The following is an 18,203-nucleotide window of genomic DNA, read 5'->3' as shown; positions in this document are numbered from 1 at the left end:
CAGACCGACAAGCAGAAGGCCCGCGAGGAGCGCCGCAAGCAGCAGGAGCAGCAGGCGGAAGAGCAGAACCGCGCCGTGGAGGAACAGCCGCAGTCGGACCGGCAGAAGGCCCGCGAGGAGCGCCGCAAGCAGCAGGAGCAGCAGGCGGAGGAACAGACCCCCGCTGTCGAAGAGCAGCAGCAGACCGACAAGCAGAAGGCCCGCGAGGAGCGCCGCAAGCAGCAGGAGCAGCAGGCGGAAGAGCAGAACCGCGCCGTCGAGGAACAGCCGCAGACCGACAAGCAGAAGGCCCGCGAGGAACGTCGCAAGAAGCTGGAGGCACAGCGCGAGCAGGATGCCGCACAGGAGAACCGCCAGCGTCCGCGGCGCGAGCGTGATCCTGAACGCGAGCGCATTGCGCGCGACCCATCGAAGACGACGGAAACGATCGATCTTCCGGTGGTGGGCGGAGCCGCTGTGCTTGACAGCGACAAGGACGCAGACAATCGCCGCGATGGATCGCGCGAGGAGCGGCGCAAGCGCCGCGAGGAGCAGCGTCGTGCTGAAGAGCGCCAAAACCAGCGGCAGTTCGTGCCGACCTCGGACGCCGACGCTCAGGTCGACCGGGAGGGCAATCGTCGCCGGCCGGTGCGATACGAATCGATCGAGCGCGAGCGCGGCGAGCGGTTCGACCGGCGCCCGGGTTACCGCGATCCGGATAACGTCCGCGTCGACCGGCGTGTAGACAATCGGGTGATCTACAACATCGACAACCGCACCATCGTGCGCAATTACGACGGCAACCGGCTGTCGCGTCGCGCCCAGGATACCTATTACGAGAACCTCAGCGGCGGCCGCGTGCGCGAGACGATCGAGCGTCCCGGCGGCGTCCGCGTCGTGACCATTCGCGACCGCTATGGCGACGTCATCCAGCGCTCGCGTTTCGTCGGCGACCGCGAATACGTTCTCTACTACGTTCCGAGGGACGACTACTACTACGTCGAAGACCGCGTTCCGTTCCGTGATCCCGGTCTGTATCTGCCGCCGATGCGCCTGACGGTGCCCGTCGAGGACTACATCATCGACACCTCGAGCGACTATGATCGCGACTATCGTGCCTTCCTCGCGGCGCCGCCCGTCGAGGCGGTCGAGCGCGTCTATACCCTGGACGAGGTGAAGTACTCGGCGCGTATTCGCGACAAGGTGCGCCGCATCGACCTCGACACGATCACGTTTGCTACCGGCAGCGCCGAGATCTCGATGGAGCAGGCCTCGACGCTGCGACGGGTGGCTGACGCGATCAACGATCTCCTGGACGAAAATCCCGGCGAGACGTTCCTGATCGAAGGCCACACCGATGCGGTCGGTTCGGACGAATCGAACCTGATTCTCTCCGACGAGCGCGCCGAATCGGTCGCCAACCTGCTGACGGATGTCTACGACATCCCGCCGGAGAACCTGTCAACCCAGGGCTACGGCGAGCGCTATCTGAAGATCATGACCGACGGACCGGAGCAGCTCAACCGGCGTGTGACGATCCGCCGTGTCACGCCGCTGGTGAAGCCGGTCGCATCCGCCCAGTAAGGCGCGGTTCGGGTGAACATAAAGGCCGCCGGAGCGATCCGGCGGCCTTTTGTGTCGCGGCGAGCGTCAACAGGCACGCGCTGCTTCCGTCATCCCGGCCCTGAAACCGGATCCAACGGCGCCGCGTCGGCGGAGCGAAAGAGATCCTGTGCCGCAAGGACTTGCGCGCGCTGGATGGCCGGATCAAGTCCCGCATGACGGACGGAGAGGATGGCCCGGCGATCGTCGCGACGGTCCCGCGAGCTCAACCAATCAGCGATTTGGTGTGACCGGCAGGCCGACGGTCGCAAGGATGAAATCGGCGATGCCATCGGTGTCATCGAGGTCGAAGACGGGCAGGAGGGTGTCCGTCACCGGATGGTCGGCGGCGATGGCGACGATGTGCGGGTCCTGAGGGGCAAGTGGCGTGCGGTTTGCCGCATCCAGCCGCCGGGCCTCGATCTTCGGGATCGGTTCGCGCTTGTAACCCTCGATCAGGACGAGGTCGCAAGGTGCCAGACGGGCGAGGACGTCCTGGAAGGCCGGTTCCGGATCGCCGCGCAGCTCGTGCATGATGGCGTAGCGGCTGCCGGATACGATCGCCACTTCCCGGGCGCCGGCATGCCGGTGGCGATAGCTGTCGGTGCCCGCCTTGTCGATATCGAAATCATGATGGGCATGCTTGATCGTCGAAACGCGATAGCCGCGCGCGACAAGCGCTTCGACAAGGCGCGTGGTCAGCCCGGTCTTGCCGGAGTTCTTCCAGCCGGAAACGCCAAAGATGCGGGTTCTGTTGTCGTCGGTCATGGTTCGAGCGCCTCCAGCCAGCCTTCCGCGACGGCGAGATCGTCCGGCGTGTTGATGTTGAAGAAGGGGTCGAACGGACCGCGCGGCGTTTGCCGGTCTGAAAAGTGTACCTGCCGCGTGCTGTGGCCATCGAGCCAGGCCCGCAGGCGAAGGGACCGACCGCCACGCAGCCATTCGTCCAGTTCATCGGCAAGCGCAACCGGCCAGAGCCCGAACACCGGATGCAAGCCGCCGGAGGAGGCTGCCACTGCGGTGCGGTCGGGGTGGTCGATGACGGCGCTCAGGCACGCGACGAGATCGAGCGGGAAGAACGGACTGTCCGTCGGCACCGTTGCGACATGGGTGGCGTTCGGGTGATGCACCCGCGTGTGCAAGAGCGCGGCCAGGATGCCCGCGAGCGGGCCGGAGCGCGAGTCGTCAAGATCGCTGAATATCGGGACGGGGGACTGACAGTTAAGAGAAAGCGGCTCGTTGGCGCTGATCGAGAGGGTCGACACCTGCGGTCCGAGCCGGCGGATGGCGCGGTCGATCAGCGTCATGCCGCCGAGCCGGACATTCGCCTTGTTCTCGCCCATGCGGCTGGAGAGCCCCCCGGCGAGGATGACACCGGGGAACGTCTTGCTGCCCTGTAGGGTCGTTTCTGTTTGCATGGAGCCTCAGCCGTCGTTGCTTCGGGTCTAGCCGAACTGGCCGGGTCTGGCCAAGATCAAACCTGCTGCCGGCGCGACGATGGATGCGAATTCTTTCTTTGTTGTCTCGCAACCGCCCTCCGGTCTACTCCTCAAGGCGGCCGGTGGCGTCACGATCGCGCTCATAGTGTCGTGTCAGCGGAAAAGGTGGCAACCAGGACTCGCGACGAACGATCCAGCTCTCGTAGGTCGGCACCAGTTGGTTTGGCGAATCCAGCGATCCCAGGTTTATCTCGATTTCGTCTGCGGTGCGGCCGAAAACGGACGAGCCGCAGCGGGGACAGAAAAACCGCCCGGCGTAGTCGCGTGTCTCGCCTTCGATCGTCACCGCCTCCTGAGGAAATATCGCGGAGGCTTGAAAAAGGGCCCCATGATGCTTGCGGCAATCGAGACAATGACACAGGCCGACCCGGTATGGTCGACCCTTTGCCGCGAACCGGACATTGCCGCACAGGCAGCCGCCCACAAACCGGTCCATGCTGCGCCTCCTCCCGACAATTGGGACCTGCAACGAACAGCGCATCGCTCCGAAGACAACAGAGCCTAGCGCAAATCGACCTGAAGTATAGTCATCGCGCCCGACTTTGCCCGACGCAGTCGGTTGGTTCGTACTCGGTGAGGATGATGGTGGCAGCGCCGGTGAGGAGGGGGACCCGGATGCGACCCGATCGCACGCTTTGCGCCTCGCTTGATCGTGCTGCCAGTCACAGTTGCCGCTGGCAAAAAGCCAGTAAAGATGCCGTCGGCCAAGGTAAGTCGGCCTGCAATTGGCACTTAGTCTATGCCTTACGGTTCCAAAACCTGGAAAATGCTAAGCCGGGCTTCGCTTTTCATTAAGTTTCGGTGCCTATCGTCGCCTTACCCACAAGACCATCGCATGAAGCGACGGATGCGCATGTCCGAGGAGGTCGTGGTGACCCGGGTTGTCGGCGGCAACGCCTCAGCAGCCGAAGAGGGTCATCACGGACAAGCGTCTGCCACCGGAAGGGTATGAGGTCCGCATAAAAATAATACCGGGGAATCCCATGTCCTTTATCGATCGCCTTCTGCAGCGGCGTCGCATTGTTACCAAGGTGTTGCTGTTCGTCATCCCGTTGGTCGTCCTGATTGCCGGCATCGGTCTGGTCGGGTTCTTCACCGCCCGCACCCTGAACGGCCACATGACCGTGACGCGCGAGACCATCAACAGCCTGTCGGATTTCCAGAACCTGAGGACTGCGCTGCAGGACTTCATCGATCACCCGAACGAGGAGAGCCGCGCCAATTTGGCGGCGCGCATCGACGACCAGGACGGGGGAATTCATGCATTGGACGGCCTGCTGGTCGACCCCGCGGAAAAAGCAAAGATCGCTTCCGTGGTGGGCCTGGCGGAGAAAATGCGGGCCCAGGCGGACCTGCTGTGGTCGATCCACACCGAGCAGGAGGCGACGAGTGCTGCGCTCAAGACGGCGCTGGCCGAAATGACGGCGCAGGGACAGTTCGCCCAGAAGCAGATCGCCGTGATCCGCGGTGAAGCGGACGCCAAGGAGAAGTTCGCCAAGACGCTGCTCTTCGATGCCGCCGCCTACCAGGGGCTGGCCGAGCGCATCGGCAAGTTCCGCAAGCCGGTGATGCTGGCGATGAAGCCGGAGGATGCGATCAAGGCCGCCGAAACCTACCTGCCGCGGCTCGTCAAGGAACTCGCCGAATCGGAGAGCATCGCATCGCCGGCGGCTTTGGAGCAGTTTGCCTTGCTCAAGAAGGAGATCGAGGCGATCGAGGCGATCCTTGCGGGCAGCGGCGACGCGGAAAGCAAGAAAAGCAGCCTCGTGCCGGTGCTGTCGAAGCTTTCGAAATTCGATGCGGATTTCGCCAAGGCGGCCCAGCAGAACTCCGACACGGCGGCGAAACGCTATGTCAGCATGGGCGCCGAGATTGCGCTGATGAAGCGGCTCATGGAACTGGTCGGCGAGACCTTCACGCAGATCGACCGCGCCGGCCTTCACGTCAGCGAATTGCATCGCCAGCCGGACGAGCAAAGCCGCGCGGTCGTGCTGGAGGACATTCAGGGCATCGCATCCAAGGGGGCCGACCTGGCGCGGCTTGGCGGCAAGAACGCCACCCTGCGCGACCTTCCGCGCAAGCTCGCGCCCCTGCTCGGGGCGATCGGTCAGGGCACGCAGGAGCTCATTTCCGTCTCGGATCGCTGGCGCCAGGCGCGCACGGACGCGCGCACGCTGATCGCCGATGCCAGCCAGACGCTGGAGGCCTTCGTCAGCAGCGCGCAGGAAGCAGGCAAGCAGGACAGCCAGCGCTCTGCCAACGTCTCCATCATCGCCATGGTCGCCGGCACGCTCTTGGCCATCATCGGCGGCCTGATGCTGGTTGAGACACTGCGCGGGCCGCTGAAGCGCGTCACCGAGGTGATGTCGCGCCTGGCCAGCGGCGAACTCGACGTGCCGATCGATGGCCGCAACCGCGGCGACGAGATCGGCGACATGGTTCGTTCCGTCGCCGTGTTCCGCGACGCGGCGCTCGAAAACGTCCGGCTGGAGCAGGAGGCGGAAGCCCAGCGCGCCCAGACGGCCGAGGAACAGGCGCGCCGCGCCGCCGAACAGGCACGGATCGAAGCGGAGCAGATGGAGGCGCTCAGCGCCCTGTCCGACGTGCTTGGCAAGCTCGCCGCCGGCGACCTGGAGGAGAGCATGACCGAGGCGCTGGCCGCCGAATATGTCGCCATGGCCCGGACCTACAACAACGCCGTCGAAGCGCTGCGGGCAACGCTGGCGGACGTTCGTGCGACCACGGTCGAGATCAGCGGCGGGGCCGGCAACCTGGCGTCCTCGGCCGACGATCTGGCGCGCCGCACCGAGCAGCAGGCGGCGGCACTGGAGGAGAGCACGCGCGCGCTCCGGCAGTTGACCGACATCGTCCGTTCGACGGCCGAAAGTGCGCAGCGCACCGCGGTTTCGGTCGACGAGACCCACATCTATGCGATTCGCTCCGGCGAGGTCGTTGCCCGGGCGGTCGAGGCGATGGCCCAGATCAACCGTTCGTCCGAGAAGATCAGCACGATCATCGGCGTCATCGACGAAATCGCCTTCCAGACCAATCTGCTGGCCCTGAACGCCGGCGTCGAGGCGGCGCGCGCGGGAGAGGCGGGCAGGGGATTTGCCGTGGTCGCCCAGGAGGTGCGCGAACTCGCCCAGCGTTGCGCCGGGGCCGCGCGCGAGATCAAGGGACTGATTTCCGACAGTTCCGCCCAGGTGCGCAGCGGCGTGTCGCTGGTCGAAGAGACCGGCAAGGCGCTGACGGTGATCAACGGACACATCTCCTCGATCCATCAGCTCGTCGGCAACATCGAACAGGCGGCGGCGGCGCAGTACGAGGGGCTGAACGAAGTGAACCAGGCGGTCCACCAGGTCGAACTGATCACGCAGCAGAACGCCGCGATGGTGGAGGAGAACACCGCCGAGATCCACGGTTTGCGCAGCCGTGTCGAAGTGCTGAACCGCAAGATCGACCACTTCAAGACCCGGGATCTAGACAATCGCGACCGCGGTTACCGCGACCACTACGCCGCCTGAAGTCCGGTTGCAGAAAAAAGCCCCGCGGCAGGAGACTGTCGCGGGGTTTTCTGTCAGACGGCAAGCCCCAGGTGCCGGAGCCCCTCGACGCGCAGCTCGAAATCGGCGGGGTTCCTGAACGGCAGAAGTTTCCTCCGGCATTCGACCGAGAAATCCGGCTCCAGCCGCAGGACCCGAGCCCAGGCGTCTCGGCCCGCGTCGATCTGCCCGAGGTGACCCAGGGACGACGCAAGCAGCGCATAGGCGGTCGTTGCTTCCGGATTGCGCGCCAGCCGCTTTCTCAGCGTTTCGGCCGCAAGGTCAAACCTGCGAAGCAGAAACTGGGCCTCGGCGAGAAACTGCAGGGCAATTTCGGGATAGACGGGATCGAGCTTCATATAGGTGTCGAGCGTCTCGATCGACTTGGCCGGGTTGCCGTTGAACATCTCGATGTGCGCCTTCAGCATGTGGCCTTCTGCCGAGCTCGGAGCAAGCGCGATGCAGCGCGACACCGATTCGAGCGCCTCGTCCGGCTGCCTGCTCCACAAGAGCGCGATCCCCAGCACGAAATGGCCTTCAGGCAGCTGATCGTCGAGGGCGATGGCACGACGCGCCAGCTCCAGCCCGGTCCGAAGCGCCTCTTCGGGGTCGGCGGCCCAGCCGTTGATATAGTCGTTCACATGCGCAAACGAGATGTAGGCGTAAGCGACCGCACAATTCGGATCGATCTTGAGGACTTCGGCCATGTGGGCGCGTGCCTCGGCATTGCCGGCCCGCGTATGGAGCCAGACCTGCTCACGACCGCGCAGGAAGCATTCGTGTGCGGTGACGTCGGCAACGGGCTTGTCGGCGATGCGGTCCATTTCGGATCGCGTGAGCCGTACCTTGAGCGCGGATACGATATGTTGGGTCAGTTCGTCCTGTACGGCAAAGACGTCGGTCAGCTCCCGGTCGAACCGCTCGGCCCAGGCATGGCCGCCAGTGGTCGCGTCGATCAGCTGCGCGGTGACGCGCACCCTGTTTCCGGCCTTGCGCACGCTTCCCTCGAGAACGTAGCGAACACCGAGCGCGGCTGCGACGTCCCTGAGCGGAACCGGGCTGTTCTTGTAGGCGAAGGATGAGTTCCGGGCGATGACGTGCAGTTCCGAAAGCTTGGCAAGGTCCGTGATGATGTCTTCGCTGATGCCGTCGGAGAAATACTCCTGATCCGCATCGCCGCTCATGTTGTTGAAGGCGAGGACCGCGATGGATGTCTTTTCGCGCGTCGGCGGCCGGTGGCGGGCCGCTGGCGTGGCGGACGCAGCCGTGTTGCCGGGAGGGCCGTCATTGACCAGACAGAAGACCTCGATGGGCCGGGCGATGTTCTTGACGGATTGCGACCCTCGGCTCTCGATCCCGACGGGGATCTTGTCGCGAACCTGGTCGGCGGCGGAGCGGGAAATGTAGATCCCCCCCGGTTGCGCAAGTGTTTCGAGCCTTGCGGCGACATTGACGCCGTCGCCGTAGAGGTCGTCGCCGTCGACGATTACGTCACCGACATTGATGCCGATGCGGAAGCGGATGCGCGCGCCGGCAGGGGCGTCGCGATCGTGCTCAGCCACCAGCTTCTGGATTTCCATGGCGCAGGTCACCGCCTCGACGGCGCTTGAAAACTCCAGCAGCGCGCCGTCACCCATCAGCTTGACCATCCGGCCGGAGTGGCGCGCGATGGCCGGGTTGATCACGTCGTGGCGTAGCGCCTTGAGGCGCGCCAGCGTCCCGGCTTCGTCGGCCTCCATCAGGCGCGAATAACCGACGACATCGGCCGCAAGGATGGCAGCAAGCCTGCGCTGAACCCGCTCGCCGGTCATGACGAAGCCTCTTGGTGGCTTTCATGGCGAACGCGTCGCCACCGGGAAACTGTAGCCCCGATCGACCCGTCTGGCTATCGCCGACAGGTGACGTTTCGGCGCCGGCGGCCACTCCGAGTTTCGAAATGACCATTTCCGCCGACTCCGAACCGCAGGTATTGACGGAATGCCGGACGACAGCGACCGCAATCGGATTATGATGGACCTTTCACGTCAGGGAGCATCTACATGAAAGCGCGCGTAAAGTGGGTAGAAGATCGAACCTTCATCGGCCAGTCCGGCAGCGGGCACACGGTCGTGCTGGGAACGGCGTCCGGGACGGAGGGGCGGACGCCGGGTCCGAGCCCCATGGAACTGGTGCTGATCGGCACCGGGGGCTGTACGGCCTTCGATGTCGTGCACATCCTGGAGAAGGGCCGCGAAAAGGTGGAAGACTGCGTCATCGAGATCGATGCAGACCGTGCCGATCAGGAACCGAAGGTATTTACCCGCATTCATATGCACTTCATCGTCAAGGGCCGCGGCCTGGCGGCAAACAAAGTCGAGCGTGCCATTGCGCTGTCGCTTGAAAAATACTGTTCGGCCTCGGCGATGCTGGCCAAGACGGCGACGATTACCCACGACTTCGTCGTGGAAGACACCGGCGCCGGGCCGCAACCTTGAATATCGATGGCCGGTCCGCAGCCGGCCACCGCATCCCATGTCAGATATAGGGGGCAGTTCGTTTTACCGGCTGGAAAAAGCGGGTTGATGTCCGCGGCGGCTGTCAGCCGCCGGTGACGCTCATGTGGCGCGCGACGGCGGGGCGGTTGTTGCGGTCGATGACGAAGTCGTGGCCCTTCGGCTTGCGGCCGATTGCCTCGTCGATTGCCTGCGACAGCAGGGCGTTGTCGTCGGAGGCACGCAGCGGCAGGCGCAGATCGGCCGCATCGTTCTGACCAAGGCACATGTAGAGCGTGCCGGTGCAGGTCAGGCGGACGCGATTGCAGCTTTCGCAGAAATTGTGCGTCATCGGCGTGATGAAGCCGAGCCGGCCGCCGGTCTCGGCAACGGTGACGTAGCGGGCCGGCCCGCCGGTGCGGTAGTCGATGTCGGTGAGGGTGAACTCCTTCGACAGGCGTTCGCGCATTTCCGACAGCGGCAGATAGTGCTCGGTGCGGTCCTCGTCGATCTCGCCCATCGGCATGGTCTCGATCAGCGTCAGGTCCATGCCGCGGTCATGCGCCCAGTGCAGCATGTCGGGGATCTCGCGGTCGTTGAAATCTCTCAGCGCCACCGCGTTCAGCTTGATCTTCAGCCCCGCGGCCTGCGCCGCTTCGATTCCCTCCATCACCTTGGCGAGATCGCCCCAGCGGGTGATCGCGCGGAATTTGTCGGGATCGCGGGTGTCGAGCGAGACGTTGATGCGGCGCACCCCGCAATCGGCAAGCTCCGTGGCGTATCTGGAAAGTTGCGAGCCGTTCGTCGTCAGCGTCAACTCGTCGAGCCGGCCGGCCTCGACCTGGCGGCCGAGTTCGCGCACGAGATGCATGATGTTCTTGCGCACCAGCGGCTCGCCGCCGGTCAGCCGGATCTTGCGAACGCCCTTGTCGATGAAGGCGGCGCAGAGCCGGTTCAGTTCCTCCAGCGTCAGCAGGTCCTTCTTCGGCAGGAACGTCATGTTTTCCGCCATGCAGTAGGTGCAGCGGAAGTCGCATCGGTCCGTGACGGAAACGCGCAGGTAGGTGACGGCGCGGCCAAAAGGGTCGATCATCGGGGCGGGCGAGGGGGCAAGTGCGGTCGCCCTTTCCGTCGGTCCTGCAAAGCTATTCACGTCGTCCTCCGTCTCCAGCGGAATGTCGGTCCTGCCGATCCAGCCGTCAAGGTCATGGAGCCATTATCGCATGAAAATGGATCTTGCCTATGCGACCGGTGCGGCATAGTGCTGCCTGATAGCGCGTGGAGGACGAAGATGAGCGAGCGGTGGCCTACGGAATTGCGGGTGTCCAAGGACCGGCAGCGGCTGACGGTCGCATTCGACGACGGTCAGCGCTTCGAGCTGTCGGCGGAGATGCTGCGGGTGCTGTCTCCATCGGCCGAGGTGCAGGGACATGGCCCCGGACAGCGCGTCACCGTGCCAGGAAAGCGCAACGTTTCGATCATCTCGGTCACGCCGACCGGCAATTACGCGGTCCGGATCGGCTTCGACGATTTCCACGACACAGGCATCTACACCTGGAGCTATCTGCGCGAACTGGGAGAAAAGGGCGAGGACCTCTTCGCGGCCTATGAGCGGGAGCTTGCCGAGAAGGGGATGACGCGCGACCGCTCCGAAAAGCCGCGTTGAAGCGACCTTTCTCACCTGGCGGCTGAAATCACGGCCGCGCTGCCGGGCCCGGCTTCACGCATGCGCCCTGCCACCTGCATCAGGCTTTCTGCAACGCCCGCGACGGCGACGCGGTTGCGGCCTTGTTCCTTGGCCCGATACAGCGCACAGTCGGCCGCAGCGAGCAACCTGTCTAGGTCGCCCCCGCTCAGCGCCACCGAGGCCAGCCCGACGCTCACGGTGGCGGAAATGATCGTGCCATAGTGACCAATGGCAAGCGAGGCCACGTCCTGCCTGAGCGCGTCGGCGAACGCGCGCGCCTCGTCCAGGTCGAGTTCGGGCGCAAACAGGGCGAATTCCTCTCCGCCGAAGCGGCCGAACACCATCTCGTCGTCCAGTCTGGCGGACACCGCAGAGGTGAAGCGTTGCAGCACCTTGTCACCGGCCAGGTGGCCGTGGGTGTCGTTGATTACCTTGAAATGATCGAGGTCGAACAGCATCAGCACGCCCTGTTGCGGGCGGCGCCGAAGCAGACCAGCGACCTCGTCGATCAGCGCCCCGCGGTTGAATACGCCGGTCAGCGCATCGGCACGGGCGGCGTGGCGGAAGACAAATTCGCTCCGTTCCTTGATCAGCACCAGGATCCCCATCGACACAATCAGCGTGTGCAGGAAAATTTCCAGGGCGAAGATGGCGAACCAGGGAGAAACGGAGGCGGTCATCTGATCGGGGACCGGGGCGAAGTACGCAAAGGGGATGCGCAGGGCGTAGATGACGGCGTGGGTTGCGAGGAGAATGGCGACAAGGAGGCGGGACGGCAGCGCCTCGCGCCGTCTCCCGCGGACGATGTCGCGCGCCATCGCCAGCGAATAGGCGGACACGACCAGCGACATGAGCATGATGCGCAGGTTCATGTCGGCGGCAAAAGCATCCGAGAACCGATAGGCGACCATCCAGGCGGTCACCCCGGCGAGGATGGCGACGAGGGACACGCGCTGATGGTCGAAAGCCCGGAAACCGGCCCAGGTCAAGGCATAGCCCAGGGCAGCGAGGGCGTTGCCCAATCCGATCGAAAGCTCCGGTGCCGCAATCCCGCGCAGCCCAAGCAGAAGGCTGGCGCCCGACCCGACCCACATGGCAATGCACCAGTAACCCGCAGCGGCAGAGCCGCGTTCCGTGAGCCAATGCTGGGTCAGGAAAATGGCCACGACAAACGTCGACAGAAGGGTACAGACCATCAAGGTCGGGATGCTGATGAGGACTTCGAGCAAGGAATTACTCTCCTTCGGTGCCGGAGCAATAGCACCGAAGGTTGAATATTTCGCAAATGAAAACGGCGGGATAGACCCGCCGTTCAATTTTGCTTCGATGCCCGGGATGCGCTATCCGGCGAGCGCCGCTGCGACGGATTCGATCGCCTCGCCGGCGCGCTGGCCGTCCGGGCCGCCGGCCTGGGCCATGTCCGGCCGGCCGCCGCCGCCCTTGCCGCCGAGCGCAGCAGAGGCAATGCGGACGAGGTCGACGGCGCTGAAGCGCGTGGTGAGATCGTCGGTGACGGCGACCACCGCACTCGCCTTGTCGTCGGCGGAGACGCCGACAAAAGCGACGATGCCGGAACCCAGCCCCTTCTTGCCCTCGTCCGCCAGACCCTTCAGGTCCTTCGGCTCGACGCCGGTGACGACCTTGCCGAGGAATTTTATCCCGGCAATCTCGCGAACGGCTTCCGCACCGCTGCCACCGTCACCCGCGAGGGCGAGCTTCTTCTTCGCTTCCGTCAATTCGCGCTCGAGCTTGCGGCGCTCGTCGAGCAGTGCCTCGACGCGTGACTGCACTTCGGCGGGCTGAACCTTCAGGCTGGCGGCGAGCGCCTTCACCCGCTCGTCCTGCTCGGAGAGATAGGCGCGGGCGGCCTCGCCGGTCAGCGCCTCGAGGCGGCGGACGCCGGCGGCGACCGCGCTCTCGCCGACGATGCGAACGAGGCCAATTTCGCCGGTCGCACCGACATGAGTGCCGCCGCACAGCTCGACCGAGTAGGGCTTGCCGGCCTTGCCGCCGCGGATGCCGGTGCCCATCGACACGACGCGGACCTCGTCGCCGTACTTTTCACCGAACAGCGCCATCGCGCCCTCGGCAATGGCGTCGTCGACGCTCATCAGGCGGGTCGTGACCGGCGTGTTCTGGACGATGATCTCGTTCGCCATCTCTTCGACGATCTTCAATTCCTCCGCCGTCATCGGCTTCGGGTGGGAGACGTCGAAGCGCAGCCGCTCCGGGGCGACCAGCGAGCCCTTCTGCGTGACATGGGTGCCGAGCACCTCGCGCAGCGCCTCATGGAGGAGGTGCGTGGCCGAGTGGTTCGAACGCAGACGTGCGCGGCGGGCATGGTCGACGTCGAGCGCGACGGCGTCGCCGATCTTGAGCGATCCCTGCTCGACGACGGCGTTGTGGACGAAGAGGCCATCGGCCTTCTTCTGCGTATCGGTGACCGACAGGCGGGCGTGATCGGTGCTGATGACGCCGGTATCGCCCATCTGGCCGCCGGATTCGCCGTAGAACGGCGTCTGGTTCAGGACGATCTGAACCTTTTCGCCGGCAGAGGCGGTCTCCACCGTGGCGCCATCGCGGACGATCGCCTGCACGACGCCTTCGGCCGTTTCGGTGTCGTAGCCCAGGAAGTCGGTGGCGCCGTGCTTGTCGCGCAGTTCGAACCAGATCGTCTCCGCCGCGGTATCGCCGGAGCCGGCCCAGCTCTTGCGGGCCTCCGCCTTCTGGCGCTCCATCGCGTCCGAGAAGCCGGACAGATCGACGCCGATGCCGCGGTTGCGCAGCGCGTCCTGCGTCAGGTCGAGCGGGAAGCCATAGGTGTCGTACAGCTTGAAGGCCGTCTCGCCGTCGAGGATGTCGCCCTTGTCGAGATTGGCAGAGGCATCGGAGAGCAGCGACAGGCCGCGTTCCAGCGTCTTGCGGAAACGGGTTTCTTCCAGCTTCAGCGTTTCGGAGATCAGCGCCTCGGCGCGAACGAGTTCCGGATAGGCGCGGCCCATCTGCTGCACCAGCGCCGGCAGCAGTTTCCAGATCAGCGGCTCGCGGGCGCCGAGCAACTGTGCATGGCGCATGGCGCGGCGCATGATGCGGCGAAGCACGTAGCCGCGACCCTCGTTCGAGGGCAGCACACCGTCGGCGATCAGGAAGGCCGAAGAGCGCAGGTGGTCGGCGATGACGCGGTGGCTGGCACGATGCTCCGGATTGTCGGCGGCGACGCCGGTCGCCTCCTCGGAGGCCTCGATCAGCGCCCGGAAGAGGTCGATGTCGTAGTTGTCGTGCTTGCCCTGCAGCAGTGCGGCGATGCGCTCCAGCCCCATGCCCGTGTCGATCGACGGACGCGGCAAGTCGACCCTCTCATCCTTCGTCACCTGCTCGAACTGCATGAAGACGAGGTTCCAGATCTCGATGAAGCGGTCGCCGTCTTCCTCCGGCGAGCCGGGCGGGCCGCCCCAGATGTGGTCGCCGTGGTCGTAGAAGATCTCCGAGCACGGGCCGCACGGGCCGGTATCGCCCATCGCCCAAAAATTGTCGCTGGTGGCGATGCGGATGATGCGGCTGTCCGGCAGACCGGCGATCTTCTTCCAGAGGTCGAAAGCCTGGTCGTCCGTGTGGTAGACGGTGACGAGCAGCCGGTCCCTGTCGATGCCGAATTCCCTGGTGATCAGGTTCCAGGCAAGCTCGATCGCGCGCTCCTTGAAATAGTCGCCGAAGGAGAAGTTGCCGAGCATCTCGAAGAAGGTGTGGTGGCGGGCGGTATAGCCGACGTTATCGAGGTCGTTATGCTTGCCGCCGGCCCGAACGCACTTCTGCGCCGTTGCGGCCGTCGAATAGGGACGCTGCTCGAGACCGGTGAAGACGTTCTTGAACTGCACCATGCCGGCATTGGTGAACATCAGGGTCGGGTCGTTGCGCGGTACCAGCGGACTGGACGGCACGACTTCGTGTCCGTTCTTGCGGAAATAGTCGAGAAAGGCCGACCGGATATCATTCACGCCGCTCATTTTGCGTCCTTCATTCCTTCAGGCGACCGGGCCTGGCCCTGCCTTCAATCAAACTCAATGGTTCGCCGCCGACCTGTCCCGTAAACACCGCCTGCGGCCGCACCGAGACCCCGGTCGCGCTTGTCGCGCAGCGCTGCCGTTCCCGTCAACGGATCGCGGTCGCACCGCCGGATCGGCCACGCAGTCCCGGCAATCCTGCGGCGCAGGGGTGCTGGCCACTTCCAGGACCTTGGAAAACTGATGGCTTTTATCGTTCGCTCTCTTTCCTGTCCAGACAGGAAAACCGGGCTTCGGGCGGTGAAGGTCGGCTGATCGGCTGTTGCGGCTTCTATGTTCGGAAGCGAGATTTGTTGCCGGCGATGCCGCTGCGCGGCCGGGATATGTTGCCGGCAAGGTGAAGGGTGGCCCGGGATCTACTTTCGGTAGATCAGCCAGCTCTTGGCAAATTCCTTCTTCATCCCGTCCTCGAACGCCATCACGCGGTTGCGGCCGTTGTTCTTGGCGCAGTAGAGCGCGGTGTCGGCCTTGCTGTAGAGTTCCGCCGGACCTTCGGCGTCGCTGGCCATGCAGACGCCCAGCGAGATCGTGATCGGTCCGTAGTTCACGCCGGTCTTCGAATGCTTGAAGGGGGTGTGCTCGAGCGCCATGCGAACGCGCTCGGCGATCAGCACGACCTCGTCCTGGTTGTTCCCCTCGATGATCATGGCGAATTCCTCGCCGCCCGTGCGGGCGATGAAGATGTCCTTGCGCACGCTTGCCCGGATGATGCTGCCGACGGAGGCGAGGATCTTGTCGCCGACCGGGTGTCCGTAGGTATCGTTGACCTTCTTGAAGTGGTCGATGTCGGCAAGGACGAGGGCGGTGACGTTGTGCAGCATCGTGTTGTTGTAGATCGCCGCAAGCTTGTCGTCGAAGGCGCGTCGGTTGGAAAGCTGCGTCAGGGAATCGGTGTTGGCGATCCGCTTATACTCGTCCAGTTCGCGGCGAACGACGTCCATCTCGCGCGACTTCCGGACGACGGTTTCCACGCGCTCCTTGCCTTGGGAAATCGTGTCGCCGGTGGCGGCCGAAAGCACGGTGATCGCGCTTCTGATGATCTCCACGCTGGCGGCGTTCTTGTTGTTGATCCGGTTGTAGGTCTCGTCGAGCAGCCGATTGTAGCTCTCAAGCGAGCTCTGTTCCTGCGTGAGCAGGTGCAGAAGGCCTTCGAGCTGGGACACCATCTTGTCATGTGCGCCGTCGATCGCCTCGGCGCGGTGATGGTGGCTGAAGTACTTGGCTCCGATCGCGTCGAGCTCATCCTGCGAGGCCTTGTTGCCCAGCGCCGCGATTTCGCGCGTTAGTTGCGGACTTGAGCCGATGTAGGCCTCGTAGAACAGCTCATAGTTGCGCGGGATCGGTGCCACCCCCATGATGCGCATCGCATAGGTCACCTGTGCCGCGATATCCGGCACCTGGACCTTTTGCCCTACGGGCGTGTTCATGGGCGGCTCCTGATCATGGTTCCTGCAGTGGATATGGTCAAATTAGGTGGAAAAGATTTGGGAAAGATTAACGTTCCTGTGCGTGTGGATGGCAAGAAAATGGCCCCGCAGGTGCATCCTGCGGGGCCATCGATTTTGCGCGTCACGGGGATGCGGTTCAGCCCGGCATGATCATCTTTTCCGGACGCACCACTTCGTCGAACTCCTCGTTCGTCACGTAGCCGCCGCCGACTGCCTCTTCCCGCAATGTCGTACCGTTCTTGTGCGCGGTCTTGGCGATCTTGGCGGCGTTGTCGTAGCCGATCTTCGGGGCCAGTGCGGTCACGAGCATCAGCGAGCGCTCGAGCGCCGCCTTGATGTTGTCCTCGCGCGCCTCGATGCCGACGACGCAGTTGTCGGTGAAGGAGACGACCGCGTCCGAAAGCAGTTGGACGGATTGCAGGAAGTTGTAGGCCATCAGCGGGTTGTAGACGTTCAGCTCGAAGTGTCCCTGGCTGCCGGCAAAGGTGAGCGAGGTGTGGTTGCCGAAGACCTGGACGCAGACCTGGGTGAGCGCCTCGCACTGGGTCGGGTTGACCTTGCCGGGCATGATCGACGAGCCGGGCTCGTTTTCCGGCAGCGACAGCTCGCCGAGGCCCGATCGCGGACCGGAGCCGAGCAGGCGAATGTCATTGGCGATCTTGAAGAGGGCGGCAGCGGCTGCATTGATCGCGCCGTGCGAGAACACCATCGAATCGTGCGCGGCGAGCGCCTCGAACTTGTTCGGCGCTGTCTTGAAGTCGATGCCGGTGATCTTGGCGATCTCCTCGGCGACCTTCTCGGCAAAGCCGACCGGGGCATTGAGGCCGGTGCCGACGGCGGTGCCGCCCTGGGCGAGTTCGCAAAGGCCCGGCAGCGTCATCTCGATGCGCTTGATCGAGGAGGCGACCTGGGCGGCATAGCCGGAGAATTCCTGGCCGAGGGTCAGCGGCGTGGCGTCTTGGGTGTGGGTGCGGCCGATCTTGATGATGTGGTCGAACGCCTTGACTTTGGCTTCGAGGGCGGCGTGCAGGTGCTTCAGCGCCGGCAACAGGTCATGAACGATGCGCTCGGCGCAGGCGATGTGCATGGCCGTCGGAAAGGTGTCGTTCGACGACTGGCTCATGTTGACGTGGTCGTTCGGATGCACCGGCTTCTTGGAGCCCATGACGCCGCCGAGCAGTTCGATCGCCCGGTTCGAGATGACCTCGTTGGCGTTCATGTTCGACTGGGTGCCCGAACCGGTCTGCCAGACGACGAGCGGGAAGTGCTCGTTGAGCTTGCCGTCGATCACCTCCTGGGCGGCCTCGATGATGGCATTGCCAATCTTGGGGTCGAGGCCGCTGAGTGCCATGTTGGCACGGGCGGCTGCCTGCTTGACGATGCCGAGCGCGCGCACGATCGAAAGCGGCTGCTTCTCCCAGCCGATCTTGAAGTTGCCGAGCGAGCGCTGGGCCTGCGCGCCCCAGTAACGGCTGTTGTCGACTTCAATGGGGCCGAAGGTGTCGGTTTCCGTGCGCGTAGATGTCATATCGCTTCCCGCTTAGTGCCCATGCGTGCTCAAGGCGGCCACGGCCGCCGCATGGAGGCGGCGCGGCCGGACGGCGCGGGCAGAAGCCGCCGCCGTGCTCGAAATCCGGGCCTTACTGGCCCATAAGAACGGCCATTGTAAAGGGGCGGGCCAGTGTCTGGCCGGCAGACATTGGGCTAAAATCGATTAACCCTGCCTGTGGACAAACCGGATCGGTCCCGGCCGAGTGCGAGCGGGCCGGGTTCGGCTGTGGCCGAGGGGTGACAGATTGCCAGAATCGTACCTGGCTCAAAAGCTGCGGCGGCTTGTCGGCTCGGCGATACCAGGAAATTTTTTGTTTCGTTTCAAATTTTTGGCATGGTCTGCACGTATTGGCTGCAGCAATG

At 64.4% G+C, this 18,203-nt stretch carries 13 protein-coding genes; 4 read left to right on the top strand and 9 right to left on the bottom strand.

The annotated features are described in order from the left end of the window. A partial coding sequence (locus tag JNC62_RS17025) for an OmpA family protein (protein ID WP_374840198.1) occupies positions 1-1,563 on the top strand: 1,563 nt, incomplete at its 5' end. Between the two features lie 252 nt (positions 1,564-1,815). On the opposite strand, the gene mobB is transcribed toward JNC62_RS17025, so the two are convergent. From mobB to JNC62_RS17010, 3 genes are all read right to left on the bottom strand, one after another. Further along, positions 1,816-2,349, bottom strand: a complete 534-nt coding sequence (gene mobB, locus JNC62_RS17020; protein WP_374840197.1) for a molybdopterin-guanine dinucleotide biosynthesis protein B — start codon at positions 2,347-2,349, stop codon at positions 1,816-1,818. Then, on the bottom strand, positions 2,346-2,999 hold the full coding sequence (mobA, locus tag JNC62_RS17015; protein ID WP_374840196.1) for a molybdenum cofactor guanylyltransferase MobA: 654 nt from the start codon (positions 2,997-2,999) through the stop codon (positions 2,346-2,348). Before mobA ends, mobB begins: the two co-directional genes overlap by 4 nt. A gap of 124 nt (positions 3,000-3,123) precedes the next feature. Beyond that, on the bottom strand, positions 3,124-3,516 hold the full coding sequence (locus tag JNC62_RS17010) for a GFA family protein (protein WP_374840195.1): 393 nt from the start codon (positions 3,514-3,516) through the stop codon (positions 3,124-3,126). 547 nt (positions 3,517-4,063) lie between these two features. Here JNC62_RS17010 and JNC62_RS17005 point away from each other — a divergent pair. After that, positions 4,064-6,604 (top strand): methyl-accepting chemotaxis protein, encoded by a 2,541-nt coding sequence (locus JNC62_RS17005; RefSeq protein ID WP_374840194.1) that lies wholly within the window; start codon positions 4,064-4,066, stop codon positions 6,602-6,604. Positions 6,605-6,657: 53 nt separating this feature from the next. Here the strand turns inward: JNC62_RS17005 and JNC62_RS17000 are convergent, their stop codons facing one another. After that, complete coding sequence (locus JNC62_RS17000) at positions 6,658-8,433, bottom strand: adenylate/guanylate cyclase domain-containing protein (protein WP_374840193.1); 1,776 nt, start codon at positions 8,431-8,433, stop codon at positions 6,658-6,660. Positions 8,434-8,661: 228 nt separating this feature from the next. On the opposite strand from JNC62_RS17000, the gene JNC62_RS16995 reads away from it, so the two are divergent. Continuing rightward, positions 8,662-9,096, top strand: coding sequence for an OsmC family protein (locus JNC62_RS16995; protein WP_374840192.1), 435 nt, complete (start codon positions 8,662-8,664; stop codon positions 9,094-9,096). A gap of 103 nt (positions 9,097-9,199) precedes the next feature. Here JNC62_RS16995 and moaA read toward each other — a convergent pair whose 3' ends face one another. Then, complete coding sequence (gene moaA, locus JNC62_RS16990; RefSeq protein WP_374840204.1) at positions 9,200-10,186, bottom strand: GTP 3',8-cyclase MoaA; 987 nt, start codon at positions 10,184-10,186, stop codon at positions 9,200-9,202. A 198-nt stretch (positions 10,187-10,384) separates the two neighbouring features. Here moaA and JNC62_RS16985 point away from each other — a divergent pair, with 198 nt between their 5' ends. After that, positions 10,385-10,759: a gamma-butyrobetaine hydroxylase family protein gene (locus JNC62_RS16985; protein ID WP_374840191.1), complete on the top strand. Its 375-nt coding sequence runs from the start codon at positions 10,385-10,387 to the stop codon at positions 10,757-10,759. 11 nt (positions 10,760-10,770) lie between these two features. Here the strand turns inward: JNC62_RS16985 and JNC62_RS16980 are convergent, their stop codons facing one another. The 4 genes from JNC62_RS16980 to fumC all read right to left on the bottom strand — a co-directional run bounded on the left by JNC62_RS16980 (position 10,771) and on the right by fumC (position 17,817). Continuing rightward, a complete protein-coding gene (locus JNC62_RS16980; protein ID WP_374840190.1) occupies positions 10,771-12,009 on the bottom strand; it encodes a GGDEF domain-containing protein in 1,239 nt (412 codons plus the stop codon). 111 nt (positions 12,010-12,120) lie between these two features. Further along, positions 12,121-14,784, bottom strand: coding sequence for an alanine--tRNA ligase (gene alaS, locus JNC62_RS16975; protein WP_374840189.1), 2,664 nt, complete (start codon positions 14,782-14,784; stop codon positions 12,121-12,123). 413 nt (positions 14,785-15,197) lie between these two features. Next, positions 15,198-16,268 carry a GGDEF domain-containing protein gene (locus JNC62_RS16970; protein WP_374840188.1) on the bottom strand — a complete coding sequence of 357 codons (1,071 nt, stop codon included), beginning with the start codon at positions 16,266-16,268 and terminating at the stop codon, positions 15,198-15,200. 157 nt (positions 16,269-16,425) lie between these two features. Further along, entirely contained in the window at positions 16,426-17,817 is a 1,392-nt protein-coding gene (gene fumC, locus JNC62_RS16965; protein WP_374840187.1) for a class II fumarate hydratase, read from the bottom strand. Between the last annotated feature and the right edge of the window lie 386 nt (positions 17,818-18,203).

Source organism: Mycoplana ramosa (assembly GCF_041930185.1).
GTDB classification, from domain to species: Bacteria; Pseudomonadota; Alphaproteobacteria; order Rhizobiales; family Rhizobiaceae; genus Mycoplana; species Mycoplana ramosa.
Note: the sequence above shows the minus strand (reverse complement) of the source record. Positions and strands in the feature narration are given on the sequence as shown.